This is a genomic window from Brevundimonas sp. GW821-FHT10E09 (assembly GCF_058809375.1).
Genome location: NZ_JBXASO010000002.1, coordinates 121,497 through 145,136, shown reverse-complemented (window position 1 = coordinate 145,136; position 23,640 = coordinate 121,497). Strand labels below are relative to the sequence as shown.

At 67.6% G+C, this 23,640-nt stretch carries 23 protein-coding genes and 1 tRNA gene; 15 read left to right on the top strand and 9 right to left on the bottom strand.

Translation table 11 applies throughout. The features are described 5' to 3' along the window. The first annotated feature begins 6 nt into the window (after window positions 1-6). Entirely contained in the window at window positions 7-618 is a 612-nt protein-coding gene (locus AC1RSI_RS02705; RefSeq protein ID WP_154726480.1) for a hypothetical protein, read from the top strand. On the opposite strand, the gene rarD is transcribed toward AC1RSI_RS02705, so the two are convergent. After that, complete coding sequence (rarD, locus tag AC1RSI_RS02700; protein WP_154726481.1) at window positions 619-1,545, bottom strand: EamA family transporter RarD; 927 nt, start codon at window positions 1,543-1,545, stop codon at window positions 619-621. A gap of 194 nt (window positions 1,546-1,739) precedes the next feature. After that, window positions 1,740-2,786, bottom strand: a complete 1,047-nt coding sequence (locus AC1RSI_RS02695) for an aspartate-semialdehyde dehydrogenase (RefSeq protein WP_035308977.1) — start codon at window positions 2,784-2,786, stop codon at window positions 1,740-1,742. A 141-nt stretch (window positions 2,787-2,927) separates the two neighbouring features. On the opposite strand from AC1RSI_RS02695, the gene zapE reads away from it, so the two are divergent. Next, complete coding sequence (gene zapE, locus AC1RSI_RS02690; protein ID WP_154726482.1) at window positions 2,928-4,019, top strand: cell division protein ZapE; 1,092 nt, start codon at window positions 2,928-2,930, stop codon at window positions 4,017-4,019. A gap of 233 nt (window positions 4,020-4,252) precedes the next feature. Here zapE and mdh read toward each other — a convergent pair whose 3' ends face one another. Further along, a complete protein-coding gene (gene mdh, locus AC1RSI_RS02685) occupies window positions 4,253-5,215 on the bottom strand; it encodes a malate dehydrogenase (protein WP_035308980.1) in 963 nt (320 codons plus the stop codon). A gap of 138 nt (window positions 5,216-5,353) precedes the next feature. Between mdh and AC1RSI_RS02680 the strand changes: the two genes are divergently transcribed. From AC1RSI_RS02680 to AC1RSI_RS02665, 4 genes are all read left to right on the top strand, one after another. Beyond that, window positions 5,354-6,268 (top strand): SIMPL domain-containing protein, encoded by a 915-nt coding sequence (locus AC1RSI_RS02680; protein ID WP_447941398.1) that lies wholly within the window; start codon window positions 5,354-5,356, stop codon window positions 6,266-6,268. Between the two features lie 2 nt (window positions 6,269-6,270). Beyond that, window positions 6,271-6,669, top strand: a complete 399-nt coding sequence (locus AC1RSI_RS02675; protein WP_154726967.1) for an HIT domain-containing protein — start codon at window positions 6,271-6,273, stop codon at window positions 6,667-6,669. A 69-nt stretch (window positions 6,670-6,738) separates the two neighbouring features. Beyond that, complete coding sequence (locus tag AC1RSI_RS02670; RefSeq protein WP_008263087.1) at window positions 6,739-7,032, top strand: ArsR/SmtB family transcription factor; 294 nt, start codon at window positions 6,739-6,741, stop codon at window positions 7,030-7,032. Window positions 7,033-7,130: 98 nt separating this feature from the next. Continuing rightward, a complete protein-coding gene (locus AC1RSI_RS02665) occupies window positions 7,131-7,880 on the top strand; it encodes a glucose 1-dehydrogenase (RefSeq protein ID WP_154726965.1) in 750 nt (249 codons plus the stop codon). Between the two features lie 50 nt (window positions 7,881-7,930). On the opposite strand, the gene AC1RSI_RS02660 is transcribed toward AC1RSI_RS02665, so the two are convergent. Further along, entirely contained in the window at window positions 7,931-8,767 is an 837-nt protein-coding gene (locus AC1RSI_RS02660) for an aldo/keto reductase (protein WP_008264070.1), read from the bottom strand. 47 nt (window positions 8,768-8,814) lie between these two features. Here AC1RSI_RS02660 and AC1RSI_RS02655 point away from each other — a divergent pair, with 47 nt between their 5' ends. After that, window positions 8,815-9,789: an alpha/beta fold hydrolase gene (locus tag AC1RSI_RS02655; protein WP_447941399.1), complete on the top strand. Its 975-nt coding sequence runs from the start codon at window positions 8,815-8,817 to the stop codon at window positions 9,787-9,789. A 9-nt stretch (window positions 9,790-9,798) separates the two neighbouring features. Here the strand turns inward: AC1RSI_RS02655 and AC1RSI_RS02650 are convergent, their stop codons facing one another. Then, complete coding sequence (locus AC1RSI_RS02650) at window positions 9,799-10,803, bottom strand: LLM class flavin-dependent oxidoreductase (protein ID WP_154726963.1); 1,005 nt, start codon at window positions 10,801-10,803, stop codon at window positions 9,799-9,801. A 101-nt stretch (window positions 10,804-10,904) separates the two neighbouring features. Here AC1RSI_RS02650 and AC1RSI_RS02645 point away from each other — a divergent pair, with 101 nt between their 5' ends. The 6 genes from AC1RSI_RS02645 (at window position 10,905) to recA (ending at window position 16,747) form a co-directional block, all read left to right on the top strand. Beyond that, a complete protein-coding gene (locus tag AC1RSI_RS02645) occupies window positions 10,905-11,183 on the top strand; it encodes a hypothetical protein (protein ID WP_008261484.1) in 279 nt (92 codons plus the stop codon). A gap of 192 nt (window positions 11,184-11,375) precedes the next feature. Continuing rightward, window positions 11,376-11,768 (top strand): hypothetical protein, encoded by a 393-nt coding sequence (locus tag AC1RSI_RS02640; protein ID WP_221205239.1) that lies wholly within the window; start codon window positions 11,376-11,378, stop codon window positions 11,766-11,768. Then, window positions 11,765-12,589 (top strand): phosphatase PAP2 family protein, encoded by an 825-nt coding sequence (locus AC1RSI_RS02635; protein ID WP_154726962.1) that lies wholly within the window; start codon window positions 11,765-11,767, stop codon window positions 12,587-12,589. Before AC1RSI_RS02640 ends, AC1RSI_RS02635 begins: the two co-directional genes overlap by 4 nt. Before the next feature lies 1 nt (window position 12,590). Then, window positions 12,591-13,547, top strand: coding sequence for a right-handed parallel beta-helix repeat-containing protein (locus AC1RSI_RS02630; RefSeq protein WP_291753705.1), 957 nt, complete (start codon window positions 12,591-12,593; stop codon window positions 13,545-13,547). A 67-nt stretch (window positions 13,548-13,614) separates the two neighbouring features. Then, window positions 13,615-15,498 carry a M20/M25/M40 family metallo-hydrolase gene (locus tag AC1RSI_RS02625; protein WP_492322610.1) on the top strand — a complete coding sequence of 628 codons (1,884 nt, stop codon included), beginning with the start codon at window positions 13,615-13,617 and terminating at the stop codon, window positions 15,496-15,498. 169 nt (window positions 15,499-15,667) lie between these two features. Beyond that, window positions 15,668-16,747: a recombinase RecA gene (gene recA, locus AC1RSI_RS02620; protein WP_008261712.1), complete on the top strand. Its 1,080-nt coding sequence runs from the start codon at window positions 15,668-15,670 to the stop codon at window positions 16,745-16,747. Window positions 16,748-17,330: 583 nt separating this feature from the next. On the opposite strand, the gene AC1RSI_RS02615 is transcribed toward recA, so the two are convergent. The 4 genes from AC1RSI_RS02615 to AC1RSI_RS02600 form a co-directional block, all read right to left on the bottom strand. Continuing rightward, the gene (locus tag AC1RSI_RS02615) at window positions 17,331-19,523 is read right to left on the bottom strand and encodes a 3-hydroxyacyl-CoA dehydrogenase NAD-binding domain-containing protein (RefSeq protein WP_154726433.1); all 2,193 of its coding nucleotides are present in this window, start codon (window positions 19,521-19,523) and stop codon (window positions 17,331-17,333) included. Window positions 19,524-19,539: 16 nt separating this feature from the next. Next, window positions 19,540-20,745, bottom strand: coding sequence for an acetyl-CoA C-acetyltransferase (locus tag AC1RSI_RS02610; protein WP_008260643.1), 1,206 nt, complete (start codon window positions 20,743-20,745; stop codon window positions 19,540-19,542). Window positions 20,746-21,016: 271 nt separating this feature from the next. After that, window positions 21,017-21,238, bottom strand: a complete 222-nt coding sequence (locus AC1RSI_RS02605) for a hypothetical protein (RefSeq protein ID WP_154726425.1) — start codon at window positions 21,236-21,238, stop codon at window positions 21,017-21,019. A 58-nt stretch (window positions 21,239-21,296) separates the two neighbouring features. Continuing rightward, the gene (locus AC1RSI_RS02600; protein ID WP_154726426.1) at window positions 21,297-22,532 is read right to left on the bottom strand and encodes a PQQ-dependent sugar dehydrogenase; all 1,236 of its coding nucleotides are present in this window, start codon (window positions 22,530-22,532) and stop codon (window positions 21,297-21,299) included. 221 nt (window positions 22,533-22,753) lie between these two features. Here AC1RSI_RS02600 and AC1RSI_RS02595 point away from each other — a divergent pair. Both AC1RSI_RS02595 and AC1RSI_RS02590 read left to right on the top strand, forming a co-directional pair. Further along, window positions 22,754-22,830: transfer RNA gene (locus AC1RSI_RS02595), tRNA-Met, on the top strand. A gap of 499 nt (window positions 22,831-23,329) precedes the next feature. Then, window positions 23,330-23,638, top strand: a complete 309-nt coding sequence (locus AC1RSI_RS02590; protein WP_154726427.1) for a hypothetical protein — start codon at window positions 23,330-23,332, stop codon at window positions 23,636-23,638. Window positions 23,639-23,640: the final 2 nt, after the last annotated feature.

Below are 23,640 nucleotides of genomic sequence, written 5' to 3'. Positions count from 1 at the left end.
GGCTGCATGAAGATATCTAATATCGTCGGTCTCATCTTGGCATGCGCCATTCTAGCATTTGGCTTTTGGCTGATCTGGATGGTGACGCAAGCTCTCTTTCGCGACATGTCTGCGCAGCAAAGTGTAGCGCTTATTGCTGTGATTGCCACGACTGTTACTGCTCTGGTCACGTTCGTTAGAACAAAAGAGAAAGAAGCAGAGGCCCGGCTGTTCCCCGAAAAGGCAAAGATATATGCCGAGATATTAGATGTTCTTAATGAGCTGATGAGTAAGTCGAAGCCGTGGGGCAAGGATAGTGATCCAGACGAAATTGCTAAGCGGTTGAATGACGCTCGATACAAGCTGGTTGTCTGGGGGAGCGCAAAAGCCGTAAAGTCTTTTGAGGCTATCGAAACCGTCGATGCGAATGGCAACGTGGGGGATATGCTGGCCCGGTTGGCGTATTTGTACGGTTGGATAAGGCGAGATTTAGGTCATAAGGATACAGCATATGATCTGGCGCATATCGCAGCGCATCACATAATCGCAAGTGAGCGCAGCGAAAGTTATGCTCAACTTATCTCATCGCCAACGTTTAAGAGTAAGGTTCTGCCAACGTTCAAAGGGCAAGACCAATAGCTATTGGGAAGCTTTAAACTTCCGAGATGACATGCGCGCGGCCCGGCTGCGCATGCTTGCCCCAATGGCGAAGACGCTGGCCCCGGCCCAGATGAAGCCGAAGGAAACGATGCGCAGCGGCGTCAGGGCCTCGCCCGCCCAGACGCCGCAGGCGAACTGGAGCGTCGGCGCCAGGAACTGGATGAAGCCGAGGGTGGACAGGGGCAGACGCCGCGCCGACCAGGCGAACAGGACCAGGGGGATGACCGTCGCCGGGCCGTTGACCAGGGCCCAGGCCAGACCGGCGGGGGAGGCGAAACCCGTCGCCTGGCCGTGCGTGGCCAGCCAGGCCAGGAACAGGGCGCCGATGGGCAGCAGCACCAGACATTCGACGAACAACCCGGTCTGGGCCGAGGCAGGCACGCGCTTTCGGATCACCGCATAGGCGCAGAAGGTGACGGCCAGGGTCAGGCCGATGATCGGCACATGGCCCAGGGCGATGGTCTGGATCACCACCCCGACGGCGGCCAGGCCGATGGCGAGGCCGCTCCAGCGGTCGATCCGTTCACGGAACAACACCGCCCCCGCCGCCATGTTGAGCAGCGGGTTGATGTAATAGCCGAGGCTGGCCTCCAGCGTCGCATGATGGGTGGTGGCGAAGACGTACAGGCTCCAGTTGGTCGCGATCATCGCCGCCGACAGGGCCAGCCAGGCCAGGGTGCGCGGCGTGGCCAGCACCCGTTTCGCTTCGCCCCATTGGCCCGCCAGCAGCAGGAACAGACCCGCCACGAAGACCGACCAGACCGCCCGATGGGCCAGGATCTCGGGCGCGCCGAAGCCGTGGGCGGCCATGGCCATGAACAGCAGGGGCAAGAGGCCCCACAGGCTGTAGCAGGCGATGGCGGTGGCGACCGCGCGGGGATCATTGGGGGCGGCGGCGGCGGTCATGGGCGACTCAACTTCACTTTCGTCATTCTCCGGCAAGCCGCGTCTTCGCGGCGCAGACCGGGGAACCCAGCGGCGCCGAAGGCGAAATCTCCCAGCAGCATGACGGCCGAAATCGCGTCCGCGACAGGTTCGCGCTCACGCGCGCCGCTGGGTCCCCCGGTCGCGCTACGCGCGCCGGAGGATGACGAAAGACATTACACCGTGATCGAACGATACCCCGACGACGAGGTGATGACGCCCGTCTCGTCCAGCAGCTGGGCGATCTGGACGGCGTTCAGGGCGGCGCCCTTGCGCAGATTGTCGGACACGACCCACAGGTTCAGGCCGTTCTCGACGGTCGGATCCTTGCGGATGCGGCTGACATAGACGGCGTGTTCGCCGGCGGCGTCGACGGGGGTGATATAGCCGTCGTGCTCCTGCTTATCGATCACCAGCACGCCCGGCGCCTCGCGCAGGATGGCGCGGGCCTCGTCCGGGGCGATGGGGCGGTCGAACTCGATGTTCACAGCCTCTGAGTGGCCGACGAAGACCGGCACGCGGACGCAGGTGACCGTGACCTTGATGTCGGGATCCAGCATCTTGTGGGTCTCGTCCGACATCTTCTGCTCCTCGTCGGTCGAACCGTCCTCGAGGAAGGAGCCGATATAGGGGATGACGTTGAAGGCGATCTGTTTGGGGAACTTCTTGGGGCGCGCGTCGCCCAGGCCGTAGATGGCCTTGGTCTGGTTCCACAGCTCGTCCATGCCTTCCTTGCCGGCGCCGGACACCGACTGATAGGTCGAGACCACGACCCGCTTGATCCTGGCCGCGTCGTGCAGGGGCTTCAGCGCCGTGACCAGCTGGATGGTCGAGCAGTTGGGGTTGGCGATGATGTTCTTCTTCTTGGCGTCCTTGACCGCGTCGGGGTTCACCTCGGGCACGATCAGGGGCACGTCGGCGTCCTTGCGGAAGGCCGAGGAGTTGTCGATCACGATGGGGCCGGCCTTGCCGATCTTTTCGGACCAGGCGCGCGAGACCTCGCCGCCGGCCGACATCAGGACCAGATCGACCTTGGAGAAGTCGAACTGTTCGATGTCCTGGCATTTGATGGTCTTGTCGCCGAACGAGACCTCGACCCCCTTGGACTTGCGCGAGGCGATGGCGTGGATTTCATCGACGGGGAATTCCAGCTCCTCGAGGATGTTCAGCATTTCGCGGCCCACATTGCCCGTGGCCCCGACGATCGCGACGCGATAACCCATGATGATTGGTCCTTCGGACGCGCTATCGCTCGGCCCACGGGGCCTCGCTGCTTGAGCGCGATGTGTTGTGTGGTGTGCATTTAGGCGTTCGCAGCCGCGAAGCAATCGCTTTTCGGCGGCGGGGACTTTAAGCAGGGGCTCATGACCTCCCGCATCCGAAACGCCTACGACATCCGCGTGGAAGAGGGCGTGCTGACGCCCGATCCGGCCCAGGCCGAAGTGCTCGTCGCCCTGGAGCGGCTGGAGACCGATCTGGCCCGGCGCGGCCTGTTCGGACGCCCGCCCGAGGTGAAGGGGATCTATCTGTGGGGACCGCCCGGGCGGGGCAAGTCCATGCTGATGGACCTGTTCTATTCGGCCACGCCCGAGCCCCGGAAAAGACGCGCCCATTTCCACGCCTTCATGGCCCGGGTCCACGACCTGGTGCGCCAGTGGCGTGAGGGCGACTCCAAAAGCCGCAAGGCCGTGTTCGGGACGCATAAGGGCGACGATCCCATTCCGCCCATCGCCAAGCTGATCGCCTCCGAAGCCCGGCTGCTGTGTTTCGACGAGCTTCAGGTGACGGACATCGCCGACGCCATGATCCTGGGCCGGCTGTTCGAGGCCCTGTTCGAGGACAAGGTGGTGCTGGCCATCACCTCGAACCGGGCGCCGGAGGACCTGTACAAGAACGGCATCAACCGCCAGCTGTTCGTCCCCTTCATCGACATCATCCGCGACCGCTGCGCCGTGGTGCAGACGGCGGGTGCGCGCGACTGGCGGCTGGACCGGCTGAGTTCGGCCCAGGTCTGGCACACGCCGGACGACCGGGCCGGGTTCGAAGAGCTTTGGCGCGAACTGAAGGGCGGCGAGCCGGAAGAGCCGGCGCACCTTGCCGTCCTGGGCCGCGACGTGGTGGTGGAGCGGACCGTGGGCTCGATGGCGCGGGCGCGGTTTGCGGACCTGTGCGGCCGGCCGCTGGGGCCGCAGGACTATCTGGCCGTCGCCGCGCGGTTTCACACCCTGTTCCTGGAGGACGTGCCGATCCTGGGGCCGTCGAACCAGCAGGAGGCGCGCCGCCTGGTGACGCTGGTGGACGCTCTGTACGAGGCCAAGACCAAGCTGATCGTCCTGGCCGCCGCCCGGCCTGAGGCCCTCTATACCGAGGGTGTGGGGGCGTTCGAGTTCGAACGCACCGTGTCGCGCTTCAACGAGATGCAGAGCAAGGACTGGCTGGCCCACGTGCGGGAGTGACACGAAAGACCCTCTCCCGCTTGCGGGGGAGGTGGCCCGGCGTTCGCGAAGCGAACCAGGGTCGGAGGGGGAGTCTTGTTTGGCTGGAAGAGAACTTCCCCCATCGTCAGCCGTCTCGCTGCGCTCGACGAGCTGACACTTCCCCCGCAAGCGGGGGAAGATCTGGAAAGCGCAAAGAAAAAGGGCCTGCGGATTGCTCCGCAGGCCCTTCGTCATTCGATCTGTGCGATCGCTTAAGCCAGCGAGGCGTCGATGTCCTTGCAGGCCTGCAGCAGGCCCTGGACCGAGGCGACGGACTTTTCGAACATCGCCTTTTCTTCGTCGTTGGTGGTGAACTCGATCACCTTCTCGACGCCGGCGGCGCCGATCATGGCCGGGACGCCGACATAGAGGTCCGACAGGCCGTATTCGCCCGACAGCCAGACGGCGCAGGGCAGGACGCGCTTCTGGTCCAGCAGATAGGACTTGGCCATCGCAATCGCGCTTTCGGCCGGGGCGTAGAAGGCCGAGCCGGTCTTCAGCAGGGCCACGATCTCGCCGCCGCCCTTGCGGGTGCGGTCGACGATGGCGTCCAGCTCGTCCTGCGATAGGAAGCCGGCCTTGACGGCGTCCGGCAGGGGCAGGCCGCCGACGGTCGAGTGGCGCACCATCGGCACCATGTCGTCACCGTGTCCGCCCAGGGTCCAGGCGTGGATGTCCTGAACCGACACGCCGGTCTTTTCAGCCAGGAAGTAGGCGAAGCGCGCCGAGTCGAGCACGCCGGCCATGCCGACGACCTTCTCCTTGGGCAGGCCCGAGAACTTCTGCAGCGCCCAGACCATGGCGTCGAGCGGGTTGGTGATGCAGATGACGAAGGCGTTGGGGGCGTGGGCCTTGATGCCCTCGCCGACGGCCTTCATGACCTTCAGGTTGATGCCGATCAGGTCGTCGCGGCTCATGCCCGGCTTGCGCGGCACGCCGGCGGTGACGATGCAGACGTCGGCGCCCGCGATGTCGGCATAGTCGTTGGCGCCCTTCAGGGCCACGTCCGAGCCGAAGACGGCGGTGGCCTCGGCGATGTCCAGCGCCTTGCCCTGGGGGGTGCCTTCAGCGATGTCGAACAGGATCACGTCGCCCAGCGCTTCGCGCGCGGCCACATGGGCCAGGGTGCCGCCGATCATGCCGGCGCCGATGAGGGCGATCTTCGCGCGAGCCATGGATGTCTCCGTTTATTGCGTGTGCGAAAGGGGATTAATCGTGCGGGCGGTCTAGACCCCTCTCGCGGCTGTCGCAAGAACCTCGCTTTACGGCCTTGGTCTGGCTTGCGAAGGTTGCGGTCCAACCGGAGGATTTTGATGCGCTCTTCCCTCGCTCTCGCCCTGTTGCTGGGCGCTACCCCCCTCGTCTCCGCCGCCCCCGCCTTGGCCCAGACCCCGCCCGCGACCATCGGCGACCGCTATATTCCCGCGCCCTGGTGGATGCGCGATCCGGTCATCGCCTCGGTGGGCCAGGTGCGGGTCGAACTCCAGGCCAATCGCGCCTTCGTCTCCGCCTCCTTCCAGTCGGTGGACCGCAGCGTCGCCGAGGCCTCGCGCGCCGCCGCCGACCAGGTGCGGGCCCTCAGCCAGGCTCTGTCGGCCTATGGCGCGGACAAGGTGCGGGTCGAGACCAGCGTCACCACCCGCCCCCTCTATGACCAGTATCGTGACGAGAACGGGGTGATGCGCGACAACACCCGCGCCGACCGGGTGGCGCGCTATCAAGCCGACGCCTCGGTCAACGTGACCGTCCGCGACGTCAGCCTGATCGAGCGGGTGTACGCCACCATCGTGGCCTCGCGCCCGACGTCGATCGGCCAGGTGAATTTCCAGTTGGATCCGGAGAACAGCTGGAAGGCCAATCTGCAGGCCGAGGCGATGAAGGATGCGCGGCGCCGGGCCGAGGCTGCGGCGACCAACGCCGGCGCGACCCTGGGCCGGGTCAAGATCATCGATCCGTCGGGCCGTGTCTGCCAGACCGACGTACTGGCGGGCTGGCCCGCCTATGCCGCCGGGGGTGGGCAGGAGACGACGGTGGACGAGATGATGGTGACGGGGTCGCGCGTTAACGCTCCGCCGCCGCCACGTTTGGCGGTTCGTGTGCCTGCGCCAGTTGCCGAGATGGCGGGCGGAGCGCCGAGCGAGGCTCAGATCGAGGCCGCACGGCTGGCGCTTCAGCCGCCGTTGCAGGTCATGACCGACAGCGCCTGCGTCATCTACGGACTGAACTGAGCATGGGGTTTGTCGTCGCGCCCGCCTTCGAGGCCGGATCGGTCGCCGCCGCCGAATGGCCGCTGTGCCATGTGCGGCTGCAGGACGACGCACGGTTTCCCTGGCTGATCCTGATCCCGCGTGTCGAGGGGGCGGTGGAGCTGGAAGACCTGAGCGTCGAACAGCGGGCCGCGCTGATGGAGGAGACGGTGCGGGCCGGCGCGCTGGTGCGGCGGTTGGGAACGGTCGAGAAGCTGAACGTGGGGGCCATCGGCAATGTGACGGCCCAGTTGCACCTCCATGTCGTCGGCCGCCGTCGCGACGACGGCCTGTGGCCCGATCCGGTCTGGGGGCGAGGGCCGGCGGTCTCCTATGCGGCGGAGGCGCGGGCGCGGCTGTTGGACGTGATCCGAGGCGGGTAGCCGAACCGACGACCGACGTGGCGTCGCGCCCCATTTGCGTCAGCCGCTCTCGCACCGCATATGAGCCCTATGGAAGACGCGCTGCGCATCCGGCTGGACGAACGCCAGGTGAACCTGATCGCCAAGGCCCTGGCGGAGCCGCGTCGCCGTCAGATCCTTAAGGAGATCGGCGCGGCCAGCGAACCCACCCCTTGCGGCGCGGTCGCCCAGCTTGTCTCGGTCAGCGCCCCCACCTTCTCGCACCATATGAAGGAACTGGAGACCGCCGGCCTGATCCAGATCTGCCGGCAGGGCAAGTTCGCCTTCCTGGTGCTGCAGCGCGACGTCCTGAACGCCTATTTGGCCCAGCTCGCGGAAATCTGAGGCAGGTTTCAGAAAATCAACAGCCCCGCTTATTGAATCAGTTCGATGGTTATCTAAATATCAAACCGTTCGCCGCTGAAGGCGACCGGAGAGAGATCATGAGCAAGCTTTCAGGCAAGACCGCCGTCGTCACCGGCGCATCGAAAGGCATCGGAGCGGCCATCGCCAAGGCCCTGGCCGCCGAGGGCGCCGCAGTGGCGGTCAACTACGCCTCCAGCCGCGAAGGGGCGGACAAGGTCGTGGCCGAGATCACCGCCGCCGGCGGCAAGGCCATCGCCGTCCAGGCGTCCGTGGCCAGCAGCGACGATGTTACGCGGCTATTCGACGAGACCCAGAAGGCGTTCGGCGGGGTGGACATCCTCGTCAATAACGCCGGCGTCTATGCCTTCGCGCCGATCGAGGACTTTACCGAGGCCGAGTACCGTCGCCAGTTCGACACCAATGTTCTGGGCTTGCTGCTGGCCACCAGCGAGGCGGCCAAGCGCTTCAGTCCCGACGGCGGCAGCGTGATCAACATCAGCTCGGGCGCCACCACCGTCGATATCCCGACCGCCTCGGTCTACACGGCCACCAAGGCCGCCGTGGACTCGATCACCCGCGTGCTCGCCAAGGAGCTCGGCCCGCGCAAGATCCGGGTCAACGCCATTGCGCCCGGCGCCGTCGAGACCGAGGGCACCCACGCCACGGGCATCATCGGCTCGGATCTGGAGGTCCAGATGGTCGCCCAGACCCCGCTCGGCCGCATGGGTCAGCCGTCTGACATCGCGCCTGTCGCTGTCTTCCTGGCCTCGCTCGACAGCGCCTGGATCACCGGTGAAATCATCGCGGTGGCAGGCGGAAACCGCTAAATCAAGCCGTGGCGAGGGACGCGGCCGGGGTCCGGCCGCGTCCGCATCCCTCAGATGATGTCCAGCGGGGTCTCGCGCGTGGGCGGGGGGAAGGCGGCGTCGAGGCGTTCGATGTCCTCGAGGTCGAACTGGATCTCCAGGGCGTCGGCGTTGGCCTCGACGTGTTCGATCGAGCCGGCCTTGGGAATGGCGATGACCCCGTCGTGGCGCAGGATGGCGGCGAGCGCCACCTGAGCCGGGTCGGCGCTGTGGCGGTTTGCGATGTCGCGGATCAGGGGCTGTTCCAGCAACTCGCCCCGTCCCAGGGGCGAATAGGCCATCATGGGCATGTCGCGGGCCTGCATCCAGGGCAACAGGTCGAACTCCACCCCGCGCGAGCCGAGATTATAGAGCAGCTGGTTGACGGCGCAGTCCTCGGCCCCCTCGATCTCCATCAGCCGTTCCATGGCGCGCAGATCCAGATTGGACACGCCCCAGCGGGCGATCATTCCCTCGTCGACCAGTTCCTGGAAGGCGGCGACCGTCTCTTCCAGCGGGACATTGCCTTCCCAGTGCAGCAGATACAGGTCCAGCCGGTCGGTCCCCAGCCGTTCCAGCGACTTCTCGCAGGCCAGCATCATCTTCATTTCCGAGGCGTTCTCGGGCCGGACCTTGGAGACCAGAAAGACCTCGTCGCGGCGCCCGGCGATGACCTCGCCCACCAGCCGTTCGGAACGGCCGTCGCCGTAGAGCTCGGCCGTGTCGATCAGGGTCAGGCCCAGGTCGATGCCGCGCGCCAGGGCCTGCTGCTCCTCGTCGCGCCAGGCGGGATCGTCGCCCATCTCCCACGTGCCTTGGCCCAGGGCGGGAACGGTCGTACCGTCTGCAAAGGTGACGAGGCGGGTCATGTCCGTCCTGTTCGATGAGCGGCGGAAGAGCCGCCTGCGAGGTTGAGATGCGCACCCGGCTTATCAAGACCGACGGCCTTGTCCAACAGATGCTGGAGGCGGGGTTCGAAGACCTCAACGCGCCATTGGTCCTGCTGATCCACGGCTTTCCGGAACTGGGGATCAGCTGGCGGGCGCAGGTCGAGGCCCTGTCGGCGGCGGGATACCACGTCGTCGCCCCCGACATGCGCGGATACGGCGGCACGGACAAGCCCAAGGGCGTCGACGCCTGTTCGATCCTGCATCTGGTCGGGGACATGGTCGATCTGGTCCGGGCGCTGGGCAAACAGAGCGCCGTCGTCGTGGGCCACGACTGGGGGGCGCCGGTCGCCTGGCATTGCGCCCTGTTGCGGCCGGATCTGTTCACGGCGGTGGCCGGCCTGTCCGTGCCGTTCCAGCCCCGTCGCCCCCAGGGCCCGCCGACGACCGTCATGGCCATCCTGTCCGAACGGGCCGGGCTGGGCGATCTCTATATCAGCCGGTTCCAGGCGGCGGACGCCCATCTGGCGCTGGAGGCTGATCCGGCGACGACGCTGAGGAAACTGTTCTGGTCCTATGACGGCGCCACCCCCGCGTCGAAACGGGCGACCGGCTTCATGGTGCGCGGCGTCGGCCTGCTGGACAGCATCGACGACGGCGCCGACCTGCCGCCGTGGATGACCCCCGCCCATTTCGCCGAATATGTCGAAGCCTTCACGGCCGGCGGCTTCGACGGGCCGCTGAACTGGTATCGGGCGATCGATCTGAACTGGTCGCTGACCGCCTTCGCGCAGGAGCAGCGGATTCTCCAGCCGGCCCTGTTCATCGTCGGCGAGGACGATCCGGTCCGACACTATGCCGGCTCGGCCGAGACCGGGCTGAAGGACTGGGTTCCGAACCTGACGCGTTCGGTGGTCCTGCCCGGCGCTGGCCACTGGATCCAGCAGGAGCGGCCGGATGAGGTGACTGGGCTGCTGCTGGCGTTTCTGACCGGACTGGAGTGAACCGGCTGGTCAGGCCGCTTCCGCCGTCTCCATCCGCCCGCGAACTTCCGCGACGATCTCGAGGCTGCGGATGCGGGCGGCGTTGTCGAAGGCCATGCCGGTGACCATCAATTCATCGACGCCGGTCAGGGCGATAAAGTCGGTCAGCTGTTTCCGCACCGTGTCCGGCCCGCCGACGGCGGAATAGAGCAGGCGGCTGCGCGCCCCCTCGATCTGTTGCGGGGTCAGGACAGCGGTGATGTCGTCGACGGGCGGGGGCAGCTTGCCCGGTTTGCCGGTCGAGAGACGGGCGAAACTCTGTTGCATCGAGGTGGACAGGCGCACCCCTTCCGCGTCCGTATCGGCGGCGAAGACGTTGATCGCGGCCATGGCGTAGGGCTGGGCCAGCCGGTCAGACGGGGTGAAGCTGCGGCGATACAGCGCCAGGGCCTCCAGCAGCAGTTCGGGCGCGAAATGGCTGGCGAAGGCGTAGGGCAGGCCCAGCTGGCCGGCCAGCTGGGCGCTGAACAGGCTGGACCCCAGAAGCCAGATCGGCACGCGCAGGCCGGCGCCCGGGACCGCGCGGACGGGCTGGTTGTCGGCGGCCGGTTCGAACCACTGGATCAATTCGACCACGTCGCGCGGGAACTGGTCGGCGCCCTCGAAATAGCGGCGCAGGGCGCGGGCGGTGGCGCCGTCCGTGCCGGGCGCGCGGCCCAGGCCGACGTCGATCCGGCCGGCGAACAGGGTCTCCAGGGTGCCGAACTGTTCGGCGACGACCAGGGGCGCGTGGTTGGGCAGCATGACGCCGCCGGAGCCGACGCGGATGCGCTGGGTGCCCGCCGCCACATGGCCGATGACGATGGCGGTCGCCGCGCTGGCGATGCCGGGCATGTTGTGGTGTTCGGCCAGCCAGAACCGCTCATAGCCCAGCCGGTCGGCGGCCTGGGCCAGGGCCAGGGTCTCGTCGAGGGCGCGGCTGGCGTCGCCGCCTTCGACGATGGGGGAGAGGTCGAGAACTGAGAACGGGATCATGACGCCTAGATCGGGGCTGACGGCCGAGGTTCAAGGGCAGGGAGCGGGGAACCGCAACCGGGTCGGGCGCTTTACCTTCGACGAACCCGGAGACATGAGCCATGACGGACGTTGACGCCGAAAAGACCGAAGCCGAGTGCGAGGATGCGCGCGAGGCCGCCGACATGGGCGAAAAGCCGGACCTGGGGCACAAGGCTGACGCCCTGATCGAGGCGTTGGACGGCACAGATTCCGGCTCCGACACCCGCGCCGGCTCGCTGCGCGGCGGGTCCGCCAGCGGATCGGACGATGATCCCGACTCGCTCGAGATCAACGAGGCCCTCGCCGAAGAAGGGCGGGCCTCGGCGGGGACACGGGGCCGCGCTGAAAACGACGATTGACGCCGACGCCTTGCTGCCGCCGCATCCTTGCGCCACGGTGGCGCCTTGACCATGGGTCCAAGGGACGATTCCCCGATGATACGCCGTCTGGCGGCCTCGGCCGCCTTAGTCTTGCTTTGCCTTGCAGGTTGCGACGACCGGTCCAGGACCGAAAAGGCGCCGGCCCAGGCCTCCCTCGCCGCCCCTGACCAAATGACCGCCCCGGCTTCGCCGTCGGAGGGAGAGGCTGCGCCTGCGCCCGAGGCGATGACGGCGGATATCCCCGCTGCGCCCGGCGCGCCCGCCTATGCCGCCCTGTACCCCGGCGCCGCCCTGGACCAGCCGGCGACGACCGCCGCCGGGCCGGACGGCGAGGGCGGGCTGGTCACCTTCACCACCGCCGCCACGCCCGACGAGGTGGTGGCCTTTTATCGCACCCGCGCCGAGGAGGCGGGGCTGACCTCGGTCATGGGCATGAACCAGGGCGACGCCCGGGCCTATGGCGCTGCGGGCGGCCAGGCGGGCGCGACCAATCTTCAGGTGGTGGCGGCGCCGGGCGCCGGCGGCGAGACCTCGGTGCAGCTGAGCTGGAGCGCGGGTCTGTGAGACCGGTCGCCGCCCTGATCGCGGCGACGGTGATCCTGCCTTCGCTGCCCCTGGCGGCCTGCGCCCCGGCCGGGCGGACTGCGCCCCATCCGATCTTCAGCGCGACCGACGAAGGCTATCTGTCGCCCGGCGTCGTCGCGCGGTTGGCCCAGGCGGCGACGCCCGCGCCCGTGGCGGGATCGACGCAGGATGCGGCCGACCGGGCGGCCTCGGCGCGGTTCACGGCCTTGGAGGATTCGGACCGCTGGCTGATGGCGACCGCCCATGCCGAACTGCGCCCGCCGCTGGCGCTTCAGCATTTCGACTGCGCCCTGGGGGTGCGGCTGGGGTCGGCCGAGACGCCGACGCTGGACCGGATGATGGCCAAGGTCTTTCATGACGCCCAGGCGGCGGTCGTGCTGGCCCAGGCCCAGGCGCGAGGTCGTCGCGCCCGGCCGGTCGCCGAGGATCCCGCGCGCCGGGCCTGCCAGACCCTGACGCCGGCGATGCGGCGCAGCCCGTCCGCGCCCTCCGCCGGCGCGGCGGTGGGAACCGCCTATGCCGAGGCCCTGGCCCTGATCGCGCCTGATCGTGCGGCGGCGGTGCGGCGCATCGGCCATGAGATCGGCGTGAGCCGCCAGATCTGCGCCATGGACTATCCCAGCGATGGGCTGGCGGGCGAGGCGCTGGGGCGGGCTGTCGTCGCCGAAATCGTCGCGACGCCGGACTTCCAGGCTGAGATCGCGGCGGCGCGCGACGAACTGGCGGCGGCGCGGGCGACGGGACGGACCAATCCCGGCTGCGCGGCCGAGCGCGCGGCCCTGGCTGTTCCCCTGCCCTGAGATGTGGAGCGGCCTGATCCTGCTGGCGGCGGTTCAGGCGGGCGATCCCGCAGGCGCGCGGGCCTGCACCCTGGCCGAGGTGCGCGACCTGACCGCCCCGTCCGATCAAGCCTATCGCCTGACGTGCCGCGCCGACCTGGCGGGCGTCGCCGTGCGGCGGCCTGTTCTGATGGAGGGGGCCGAGGCCTCGGGCGCGGGGATCGACTGCGGCGGCGGGGTGATCCGACCGGCGCGCGAGGCGACGTCACAGACGCCGACGGTGGCGATCTGGTCGCGGCGTCAGGGCGACGGCTGGAGCCGTCCGGTCCAGACCTATGTGCGCAACTGCACCGTCGTCGGCAATGTGCGGATCTGGGGCATGGGGGCGGGCGGGTCGATGCGCGACCTGCTGGCCTCGTCACGGACGCCCGATCACACGACGGCGGCCCAGAGCGCGGCGCCCCTGGGCACGATTCTGGAGCGGGTGCGGTTCGAGGGCGTGGGGACCATCCCCCTGTATGTCGGGCCGGGGGTGACGCAGACCGTGGTGGCGCGCTCGCGCTTTTCGGGCCGGTCGGTCTCGACCGCCGTCTATCTGGACGCAGAGAGCGCCGGAACGGTGATCCAGGACAATGACTTCACCATTCGCACCGGGCGTGAACAGATCGCCGTGGACGGATCGGGCGCCAATCGCATCATCGGCAACCGCTTCGCCCTGGGCGGCCGCGGCGGGGTCTTCCTGTACCGCAACTGCGGCGAGGACGGGGTGATCCGTCACCAGACGCCGTCCTATAATCAGATCACGGATAATGTGTTTTCCGGCGTCGGCTGGCTGCGCCCCCGGACGGTGGTGGTGGGCGCGCGCGAGGGGAACCGGTCCTATTGCGGCGATGACGCCGGCTATCCGTTCGGGTCCAGCGCCGACGACGGCGACGGGGCGACCGGCAACCGGGTCGAACGGAACCGGACGCGTCCCTGACCCCGCACTTGCGAAATGACGCCAGCTCGGCCCTATTGGCGCGATGACGCCTCGGGGGATGCATCTAATGCGGCTGGTCTTGTTGTTGGCGGCCCTGGCGGCGGCGCTGGGGTTGGCCGTGATCACGACACAGACGCCTCGGCCCGCGCCGACAAGCGCCGCCGCGACCGGATTTTCGGCGGAGCGGGCCATGGCGGACGTGCGAGTCATGGCCCGCTCCCCCCGTCCCATAGGTTCGACCGATCACGCCCTGGTCCAAGCCTATCTGCAGGGCCGAATGGCGCAGCTGGGCCTGGCGCCCACGCTCCAGGCCGGGGCCCTGTCGCCCGCCGCCGTGCGCCGGATCGAGGACCGGGGCGAGTCGGTCGAAGGCCTGTCGGTGGTCAATCTGGTCGGCGTCCTGCCGGGCCGGAACCCCAGCCTGCCCCTCGTGGTGCTGATGGCTCATTATGACAGCGTGCCCGGCTCGCCGGGCGCCGCCGACGACGCCAGCGGCGTGGCGGCGGTGCTGGAGGCGGTGCGGGCGATCAGGGCGCGCGGACCGGTCGACAGGGGGCTGGTCGTGCTGCTCACCGACGGGGAGGAGCTGAACCTGGACGGGGCGCGGGCCTTCTTCAGCGAACATCCGTTGCGGGGTCGGGTCGGGGCGGTGGTGAACCTGGAGGCGCGCGGCGGCGGCGGTCGGGCCATGATGTTCGAGACCGGCCCCGGCAACGCCCAGACCATCGACCTTTACGCTCGGGCGACGCGCCGGGCCGACGGGGGTGCGGCCAGCAACGCCTTGGCCATTTTTGTCTATCGGCTGATGCCCAACGGCACCGACTTCACCCTGGCCGCCGACCGGGGCCTGGCCGGGATCAACCTGGCCTTCATCGGCCGGCCGGCGCAGTACCATTCGCCCATTTCGACGCCGGACGCCCTGGACCAGGGCAGTCTGCAACATATCGGATCCCAGGCGCTGGAAATGACCGACGCCCTGGTGCGGGCGCCCGTCCTGCCGAAGGCCACGCAGAACGCCGTCTACGCCGATATCTTCGGCCTGGGGGTGTTGCGGCACGGGCCGGGGACGGGGTGGGGGCTGCTGGGTCTGGCCTTTCTGTTGACCGGTTTCGCCGCCTGGGGCGCGCGTCACGCCACGGGCCTGACCTTGCGTCAGTTCGGCAAGGGGCTGAGCGGGGGCGTCTGGCTGCTGGCCGCCGGGATCGTCGTGGCCCAGGCGGTGCGGGTTCTGGCCGGGCCGGTCGGCGGCCGGATCGAATCGGCCGAGACCTATTATGTCCTGCTGCGCCGCCTGCCCTGGATGGAGGCGGGCGTAGGCCTGGCCGTGCTGGGGGTGATGTTCGCCCTGCTGGCGGGGCGGGCCCTGATCGGGCGGCGTCTGCTGGCGGGGGTGATCGCCGCGGCGGCGGTTCTGGCCACGGGCCTGGGCGGGTTCGATCCGGTGGTGCTGGGTGCGGCCCTGGTCGCCGTGGGTCTGAGCCTGTGGCCTGGCGGCGAGGACGAGACGGTCTGGGGCGGCTGGCTGGGGGCCGTCGTCCTGGTGCTGATCCTGGGCGGGCTGGTTCAGGCCTTGGCGCCCGAGGCGGCCTTGCTGTTCGTCTGGACCGGGTTGGCGGCGGCCGGCGCAGCGGCCTTGGCGGCGGGGATCGGGGCGCGGCTGGAGCGGTGGGCCGCCCTGGCGCCCGCGGCGGTCGCCACCGGGGTCGTCGGCGGCTGGCTGGCGGGGCTGGGCCATTTCGTCTTCCTGGGCGTGGGGATGGACCAGCCAGGCGCGCTGGGCCTGATCGCCGTGCTGATCGTCGCCCTGGCCCGGCCCTTGGCCCCGGGTGGGGGAAGCGCGCGCCACACCCTGGCCGGGCTGGCGGCGGCCATGCTGATCCTGGGCTGCGGCCTGTCCCTGGCGGCCCGCCATGCCGAGCCGGCCGCTGAGGCGCCGGTCGCCGTTCCTTGATCCGTCAAAATCGGACGTAGGATTCGGATGTTCTCATCGGTTCCGGATGAGAACATCTTGTGAACTGGAACAAACCGTGCACATAGTCGGCCTCACAAAAACGGGGGCGGGTCCATGGCGGGTCTCTCCCAAGCTTCTGACGGGAATCATGGCAAGGGAGACGAAGGCAATGGCACAGGCGGCTTTGAAACTGGTGGGCAAGGAAGACGGCGACAAGCAACGGGCCCTGGAGGCGGCGATCGCTCAGATCGATCGCGCCTTCGGCAAGGGCTCGGTGATGAAACTGGGCAAGGGCGGGGTCGCCGACGTGATCCCCTCGGTGTCCACCGGATCCCTGGGCCTGGATATGGCCCTGGGCATCGGCGGCCTGCCGCGCGGGCGGGTGATCGAAGTGTTCGGCCCTGAATCCTCGGGCAAGACGACCCTGGCCCTGCACACCGTGGCCGAGGTTCAGAAGGCCGGCGGCACCGCCGCCTTCGTCGACGCCGAACACGCGCTGGACCCCGGCTACGCCCAGAAGCTGGGCGTGAACCTGGATGATCTGCTGGTGTCCCAGCCGGACACCGGCGAACAGGCGCTCGAGATCGTCGACACCCTGGTGCGCTCCGGCGCTGTGGACATCGTGGTCGTCGACTCCGTCGCCGCCCTGACCCCGCGCGCCGAGATCGAGGGCGAGATGGGCGACAGCCTGCCCGGCCTTCAGGCGCGTCTGATGAGCCAGGCGCTGCGCAAGCTGACCGCCTCGATCTCCAAGTCGAACTGCATCGTCCTGTTCATCAACCAGATCCGTCACAAGATCGGCGTCATGTACGGCTCGCCCGAGACGACGACAGGCGGCAATGCGCTGAAGTTCTACGCCTCGGTGCGTCTGGACATCCGCCGCACCGGCGCGATCAAGAACCGCGATGAGGTGGTCGGCAACACCACCCGGGTCAAGGTGGTCAAGAACAAGGTCGCCCCGCCGTTCCGCGAGGTCATCTTCGACATCATGTACGGCGAGGGCATCTCCAAACTGGGTGAGATCATCGACCTGGGCGTCAAGGCCGGGGTGATCGAGAAGTCGGGCAGCTGGTTCAGCTATGACTCGACCCGGATCGGTCAGGGCCGCGAGAATGTGCGCGAATTCCTGAAACAGAACCCCGACATCGCCGCCTCGATCGAGAAGGCGGTGCGGGCCTCGACCAGCAAGATCGCCGACGAACTGCTGGGCACGCCCGAGCCGGACGAAGGCCAGGATCTCGAAGGCTGACGACCGTCTCGCCTTCCTAGACACTCCGTCGCCCCAAGCGACCCGCCACCGACCCCGCGAGGGACGGCGGAGCGACCCGTCCGACCTCGTGTCGGGCGGGTCTTTTTTGGGATCACCATATCCGCCAGGCCCAGGCGGCCGAGCGTGGATTTATGCCGTCATTGGGCGAGATACCGGCCAAATAGTCCGACAAGGCTGTTGGCGACGATTAAGGCGCGCGCCAGCCAGACCGCAGCCTTGCTCCCGACCGGCACGTCTGGAGACGGCGCCCGACCCAGGATCCAGTAAATGACGAGACGACCACGCTCGTAACTGGCCAGGGACGAGGGCGGTTGAAGTCTATTTCCATGTCGCCTTGCGTCAGCCTCCAGGCGTCCAGCCAGGGGAAACAAGGTCATGGTGGCCATCAGGGTGGCGATCGATAGGATGAATTGAACAGCAAACATGGTGGCCAGTGAACGTTTGGATTGACCGCATCATATCGCGTGAACATGACACGCGTATGGGTTGCTGCGTGGCTATCTAACCAAAACGGGCGACCCGAAGGCCGCCCGTTCCGTCGTTCTACGATGTCCGCAACCGATCAGGCGGCGGCCTTCTCCGGGGCGAACTTGCCGTAGAAGGTCTCGTTCTTGGCCGCCATGTCGCGCAGCAGCTGCGGGACCTTGAACCGGTCGCCATAGGTGGCGGCCAGGCGGTCCGCCGTCTCGACGAACTGGGCCAGGCCGATGCCGTCGATCATGCTGATGGGGCCGCCGGTCCAGGGCGCGAAGCCCCAGCCCAGGATGGCGCCCAGGTCGGCTTCGCGCGGGTCGTCGATGACGCCCTCTTCCCAGCAGCGGGCGACCTCGACCGCCTGGCGATACAGCAGGCGGGTCTTCAGCTCGTCGATCTGGGCAAAGGCGGTCGCCTCCTCGGGCTTGTCGATGCCCTTGGTGGTCGGCGCCAGGTCGCTCAGTCCCTTCCAGATCGTCTTGGGCTTCTGATCATAGTCATAGAAGCCCTTGCCGTTCTTGCGGCCGTAGCGTCCGCCCTCGACCATCTTGGCGACGATGTCGGCGCCTTCCGACGGGACATATTTGTCGCCCAGGTCCAGCGCCGTCTGTTTGGCGATCTTGTAGGACAGGTCCAGGGCGACGTCGTCGTGCATCTCCAGCGGGCCGCGCGGCATGCCGGTCATCCGACCGACATTGTCGATCAGGGCCGGGCCGTAACCCTCTTCCAGCATCGCCATGCCTTCCATCAGGAAGGTGGAGAAGCAGCGCGAGGTGTAGAAGCCGCGGCTGTCGTTGACGACGATCGGCGTCTTCTTGATCTTCAGCACATAGTCCAGCGCCTTGGCGATGGCGGCCTGACCCGTCTTCTCGCCCAGGATGATCTCGACTAGCATCATCTTGTCGACGGGCGAGAAGAAGTGGATGCCGATGAAGTCCTCGGGACGAACCGAGGCCTCGGCCAGGCCGGTGATCGGCAGGGTCGAGGTGTTGGAGCCAAACACGGCGCCCTCGGCCAGCTGAGCCTCGGCGCGCTTGGTGACATCGGCCTTGATCTCGCGGCTTTCGAACACGGCCTCGACCACCAGGTCCGAACCCTTGATGTGGTCATAGTCGGTCGTCGCCGTGACCAGGGCCAGGGTGGCGTCAAACTTGTCCTGAGTCATCTGACCACGCGACAGACGCTTCTTCAGCAGTTCCTCGACATGGGCCTTGCCCTTGTCGGCGGCTTCCTGGGTCTGGTCGATCAGCACCGTCTCGATCCCGGCCATGACCTGCACATAGGCGATGCCCGCGCCCATCATGCCGGCGCCGAGGACCGAGACCTTCTTCGGATCGGACTTGGGCACGTCGGCCGGACGCACGGCGCCCTTGTCCAGTTCCTGCTTGGACAGGAACAGGCTGCGGATCATGGCCTGGGCCTGGGGCGTCATCAGGGTCTTGATGAAATAGCGGGTCTCGATCCGCAGGGCCGCATCCATCGGAACCTGGGTTCCTTCGTAGACGGCCTTCATCAGGTTCACCACGGCCGGATAGTTACCGTAGGACTGTTTGCGCAGCATGGCGTTGCCGACCATGAAGTTCTGGATGCCGGCCGGGTGATAGGGGCCGCCGCCGGGCAGTTTGAACGACTTGTCGTCCCACGGCTGCACGGCCTTGCCGCCGTTCTTGATCCAGGTCTTGGCGGCCTCGACCGACTGGCCCTTTTCGACGACCTCATGGACGATGCCGGCGCCCTTGGCGTCGTTGGGGCGGAAGGACTTGCCTTCGCTCATCGCCATCATGGCGTTCTGGACGCCGACCAGGCGGGTCAGGCGCTGGGTGCCGCCGCCGCCGGGGAACAGGCCGACCTTGATCTCGGGCAGGCCCAGCTGGATCTTGTTGTCGTTCTCGACCACGCGATAGTGGCAGGCGAGGGTGAACTCCAGTCCGCCGCCCAGGGCCAGGCCGTTGATCGCCGCCGCCACAGGCTTGCCGCAGGTTTCCAGCGCGCGGAAGGCCCCGTTCAGCTTCCAGCCGGCGTCGAAAGCCTTCTGCAGGTCGCCGCCGCCCGACAGGACGCCGCCGGCCATGTCGCCCAGGTCCGCGCCGGCGCAGAAGCCCGAGGCCTTGCCGGAGGTGATGACGGCGCCCTTGATGGACTCGTCGGTCTTGATGCGTTCGACCAGCTCGGGGATTTCCTTCATCACCGAAGAGGTCAGGGTGTTCATCGAACGGCCCGGCACGTCGAAGGCGATGACGGCGATGCCGTCGGCGTCGATGTCGATCTTGAAGTTTTCCATAGTCATTCGCTCCGGATCAGACGCGTTCGATGACGGTGGCGGTGCCCATGCCGCCGCCGATGCACAGGGTGATCAGGGCCGTCGACTTGTTCGAGCGTTCCAGCTCGTCCAGGGCGATGCCGGTGATCATGGCGCCGGTGGCGCCCAGGGGGTGGCCCATCGAGATGCCGCCGCCGTTCACATTCATCTTGGCGTGGTCGATGTTCAGGGCCTGCATGTAGCGAAGCACGACGGCGGCGAAGGCCTCGTTCAGCTCCCACACGTCGATGTCGTCGGGCGTCATGCCCAGCTTGCCCAGCAGTTTGCGGGTCACATATTCCGGGCCGGTCAGCATGATCGACGGCTCCGAGCCGATCGAGGCGCCGCCCAGGATCTTGGCGCGCGGCTTCAGGCCCAGGGCCTGGCCGGCTTCCAGCGAACCGATCAGCACGCCGGCCGAACCATCGACGATGCCGGACGAGTTGCCGGGGGTATGGACGTGGTTGACGCGCTCGACCTCGGGGTAGCGCTGGTTGATCACGCTGTCGAAGGCCATTTCGCCCATCATGGCGAAGGAGGGGTTCAGGCCGCCCAGGGTCTGCATGTCCGTGTTCGGACGAATGGTCTCGTCACGGTCCAGGATGGTCAGGCCCAGCTGGTCCTTGACCGCCAGAACCGAGTTCTTGAACCGGCCCTCGGCCCAGGCCTGGGCGGCGCGCTTGTGGCTCTCGACCGAATAGGCGTCCACGTCGTCGCGGCTGAAGCCGTATTTGGTCGCGATCATGTCGGCCGACACGCCCTGCGGCACGAAATAGGTGGGGAAGGCCGACGACGGATCGGTCGGCCAGGCGCCCATGTCCGAACCCATGGGCACGCGGCTCATGGCCTCGACCCCCCCGCCGACGGCGAAGTCGGCCTCGCCGGACTTCACCTTGGCCGTGGCCATGTTCACGGCTTCCAGGCCCGAGGCGCAGAAACGGTTGACCTGAACCCCAGCGGTATATTGCGACCAGCCGGCCGAGAGCACCGCCGTGCGGGCGATGTCGGCGCCCAGTTCGCCCACAGGGGTGACGCAGCCCAGGATGACGTCGTCGACCTTGGAGGTGTCCAGGTCGTTGCGGTCGCGCAGGGCCTCCAGAACCTGGGTCGCCAGGCTGAGGCCGGTGATCTCGTGCAGCGAGCCGTCCTTCTTGCCCTTGCCGCGCGGGGTGCGGACGGCGTCGTAGATATAGGCGTCAGCCATGGGCGTGAGTCTCCATTTTCGGCCCCTGCGCGCGGCGCCCGATGAGGATTGGGCGTCGCGCGACGGTCGGGGAAAGGACGGGTCTAAGCTCGAACGCCAAGAACCCTACGTTTACGTCAACGTCAAGTAATAAGCCGCGTGAACGGCCGCGGCGACGGGGCCGCACAAATCCAGATGGGGGTAGGTCGGAGGTCGCGCCAGACATTAAGGCGCGCACTAAGCCGGCCGCGACCGTCACGGTTGCGCGGGTCGGGCCGGCTCCGGTGGCCCGTCAGCGCGGGGGAATGCGGCTGGCGCCGCCCGTGATGCGGCAGGCGTATTCGGTCTCGGGCCGGCCGCTTTGCAGGCCGGTCGGGGTCAGAATGCCCTGACGCTCGGTGCAACTGGCTTCAAGCCGCTTGAGATCTTCCTGATAGGTGTTCGTCTGGCCGGTCGAGGCGCAGGCTGTCATCAGCGGTGCAGTCATCAGGATGGCGAAGAAGAGGGTGCGCATGGTGTCTCCTATTTCCGAAACGCGTCGGCGTTTCGGCCCTGCCCCCGGCGCAGCCAGACTACTGCGCGACCGCCAGCCTGACCAGCTTGCCGTCGTCCTCGTCGGTGATGGCCCAGACCGCGCCGTCCGGTCCCACGGCCACGTCCCGGACGCGTTCGCCCAGGTCGGTCAGCAGCCGCTCCTCGCCGACGACGCGGTCATTTTCGATCACCAGCCGGGCGATATGTTTCTCCTTCAGACCGGCCACCAGCAGATCGCCGTCCCAGCCGGGGAACATGGGGCCCTGATAGAAGGCCGCCCCGCCCGGCGCGATGACCGGATCCCAGTAATAGACCGGCTGCTCCGTGCCCTGCGCCTGCGTATTGCCGCCCGTGATCTGTCCGCCCGCGTATTCCACGCCATAGGCCGCGTCAGGCCAGCCATAGTTCAGGCCCGGCTTGTCCAGGTTGACCTCGTCACCGCCGCGCGTGCCGTGCTCAATGGTCCAGACTGCGCCCGTGCCGGGCTGGACGGCGATCCCCTGGACGTTGCGATGGCCCAGGCTCCAGATCTCGGGCAGGGCGCCCTCACGGCCGACGAAGGGATTGTCCTGGGGCACGGAGCCGTCGGCGTTGATCCGGATGGTCTTGCCCATGTGCGAGCCCAGGTCCTGGGCCTGCGCCCGCATCGGCCTGTCGGAGCGTTCGCCCAGGGTGATGAAGAGCTTGCCGTCCGATGCGAACGCCAGGGACGAGCCGAAATGCTTGTCGCCGTCATAGACGGGCAGGGCGCGGAAGATGACCTGGGCGTCCTCCACCCGCGCCCCGTCGTCGGACAGGCGACCTCGGGCGACTGAGGTGGCGTTGCCGCCCTCACGAGGCTCCGCATAGCTCCAGTAGATCAGCCGGTCCTGGCCGAATCCGGGGCTTGTGATGACGTCCAGCAGGCCGCCCTGGCCGCGTGCATCGACGCGGGGCAGGCCCTGAACCGGTTCGCCGACCTGGCCCTGGGCCGTGATGATGCGCAGCCGGCCGGGCTTTTCCGTCACCAGCCAGCGCCCGTCGGGCATCAGGGCCAGGCCCCACGGATGCGTCAGGCCCGAGGCGACGACGCTGTGGCTCAAGGCGACGTCGGTCTTCACCCCCGGCGCCCGGGTCTGGCCGGGGAAGGCGGGCTGCTGGTCGGGGTTGTTGGCCGGCCGGGTCTCCAGCGCCGCGCCCGCCTGGCTTGAGGCCGGAGCGCTCTCGCCGTTGGCGCCGCAGGCGGCGGCGAGGACGAGCAGGGAGGTCGAGGCGGCGAGGACGATCAGGCGCATGGCGGGGGAAGCTCCGGCGAGGTCTTGAGGGGATCTGGGACGGACTGGGGGCTGACATCGGCAACGACCCCTTCAGCGTTACCGTTCCCGCCGAGGCCTGTCCTGCGCCGCATCGCCGCACGATCTGCGTCGAGACGACTTGAACCGCGCGCCCGACGGCGATATAGGCACGCCTCTTTCGCGCTGGCCCCAGGTCGCGCGGACGCCCGGAGACGGGATGCGACTGGGTAGCTCAGATGGTTAGAGCGGTGGATTCATAACCCACAGGTCGGCGGTTCGATCCCGCCTCCAGTCACCACCTTCTCATAAGCTCCGATGCCCAAGGGAAATGGTCCGCCCTTAGAGAGCGGACCGATAGGTTCTGTTGGAATTTTATGACCAAATGCCGCCGCAGTACTCGCCGTAATATAGCGCGCTGGCGGTGCGATAGCATTGCTTCCAAGCCGTCGTACCGTAGGTATAGCCGCCCAAGTATGTGCAGTAGTCTTCGGGCGGCATGATGCAGACAGGATCTGATGGATCGGCAGACGCCACAGTCACGGAAGCAAGCGACGCAGTAGCGGCCATCGCGAGGGCAGCGCTGAACCGGGCGAAGCTCGAACGGAACAATTTCATTTCATTCCTCCTGGGGACTATTCCCTAAGAGAGGGAACCATGTTTATAGCCGGCAAGCAACTGTGGGTTTTCTTTTGTTACCTGAAGTTGCGTCTGTGGCAAACGACCTCGCAGAAGCTCTTTTGGCAACCGGCCCGGTCCTGCCGCGTTCAGCGGCCGACAACCTTGACCGGAGAGACCTCATGACCATCCGAACGAAAGCCCTGCTGACAGCCGCCGCCGTCCTGTCCCTGGGCGCCGCCGCCTGCACCGAGGCCGAGCAGGAAAAGACCGAAGCCAACGCCGAGGCGGCTGCGGATCGCACCGGCGAAGTCGCCGCCCAGGCGGGCGAAGTCATCGAGTCCGGCGCTATGAAGGCCGCCCAGGCGGTCGAAACCGGCGCCGGCAATGTCGCCGACGAGCTGGAGGAAAACCAGGCCGAGGCCGCCGCCGAGGGCAGGCCCGGCGCCGTCAACCCGAACACCGACCAGCGCGTGCCGGCCGACAACTGACG

Coding starts and splice junctions, on each gene's coding strand:
- rarD (WP_154726481.1), bottom strand. CDS start 1,545: ATGACCGCCGCCGCCGCCCCCAATGATCCCCGCGCGGTCGCCACCGCC.
- AC1RSI_RS02660 (WP_008264070.1), bottom strand. CDS start 8,767: ATGACCCGCCTCGTCACCTTTGCAGACGGTACGACCGTTCCCGCCCTG.
- AC1RSI_RS02625 (WP_492322610.1), top strand. CDS start 13,615: ATGCGGCTGGTCTTGTTGTTGGCGGCCCTGGCGGCGGCGCTGGGGTTG.
- AC1RSI_RS02630 (WP_291753705.1), top strand. CDS start 12,591: ATGTGGAGCGGCCTGATCCTGCTGGCGGCGGTTCAGGCGGGCGATCCC.
- recA (WP_008261712.1), top strand. CDS start 15,668: ATGGCACAGGCGGCTTTGAAACTGGTGGGCAAGGAAGACGGCGACAAG.
- AC1RSI_RS02590 (WP_154726427.1), top strand. CDS start 23,330: ATGACCATCCGAACGAAAGCCCTGCTGACAGCCGCCGCCGTCCTGTCC.
- AC1RSI_RS02695 (WP_035308977.1), bottom strand. CDS start 2,786: ATGGGTTATCGCGTCGCGATCGTCGGGGCCACGGGCAATGTGGGCCGC.
- AC1RSI_RS02680 (WP_447941398.1), top strand. CDS start 5,354: ATGCGCTCTTCCCTCGCTCTCGCCCTGTTGCTGGGCGCTACCCCCCTC.
- AC1RSI_RS02665 (WP_154726965.1), top strand. CDS start 7,131: ATGAGCAAGCTTTCAGGCAAGACCGCCGTCGTCACCGGCGCATCGAAA.
- AC1RSI_RS02645 (WP_008261484.1), top strand. CDS start 10,905: ATGACGGACGTTGACGCCGAAAAGACCGAAGCCGAGTGCGAGGATGCG.
- AC1RSI_RS02670 (WP_008263087.1), top strand. CDS start 6,739: ATGGAAGACGCGCTGCGCATCCGGCTGGACGAACGCCAGGTGAACCTG.
- AC1RSI_RS02640 (WP_221205239.1), top strand. CDS start 11,376: ATGACCGCCCCGGCTTCGCCGTCGGAGGGAGAGGCTGCGCCTGCGCCC.
- AC1RSI_RS02600 (WP_154726426.1), bottom strand. CDS start 22,532: ATGCGCCTGATCGTCCTCGCCGCCTCGACCTCCCTGCTCGTCCTCGCC.
- zapE (WP_154726482.1), top strand. CDS start 2,928: ATGACCTCCCGCATCCGAAACGCCTACGACATCCGCGTGGAAGAGGGC.
- mdh (WP_035308980.1), bottom strand. CDS start 5,215: ATGGCTCGCGCGAAGATCGCCCTCATCGGCGCCGGCATGATCGGCGGC.
- AC1RSI_RS02650 (WP_154726963.1), bottom strand. CDS start 10,803: ATGATCCCGTTCTCAGTTCTCGACCTCTCCCCCATCGTCGAAGGCGGC.
- AC1RSI_RS02610 (WP_008260643.1), bottom strand. CDS start 20,745: ATGGCTGACGCCTATATCTACGACGCCGTCCGCACCCCGCGCGGCAAG.
- AC1RSI_RS02705 (WP_154726480.1), top strand. CDS start 7: ATGAAGATATCTAATATCGTCGGTCTCATCTTGGCATGCGCCATTCTA.
- AC1RSI_RS02605 (WP_154726425.1), bottom strand. CDS start 21,238: ATGCGCACCCTCTTCTTCGCCATCCTGATGACTGCACCGCTGATGACA.
- AC1RSI_RS02615 (WP_154726433.1), bottom strand. CDS start 19,523: ATGGAAAACTTCAAGATCGACATCGACGCCGACGGCATCGCCGTCATC.
- AC1RSI_RS02655 (WP_447941399.1), top strand. CDS start 8,815: ATGCGCACCCGGCTTATCAAGACCGACGGCCTTGTCCAACAGATGCTG.
- AC1RSI_RS02675 (WP_154726967.1), top strand. CDS start 6,271: ATGGGGTTTGTCGTCGCGCCCGCCTTCGAGGCCGGATCGGTCGCCGCC.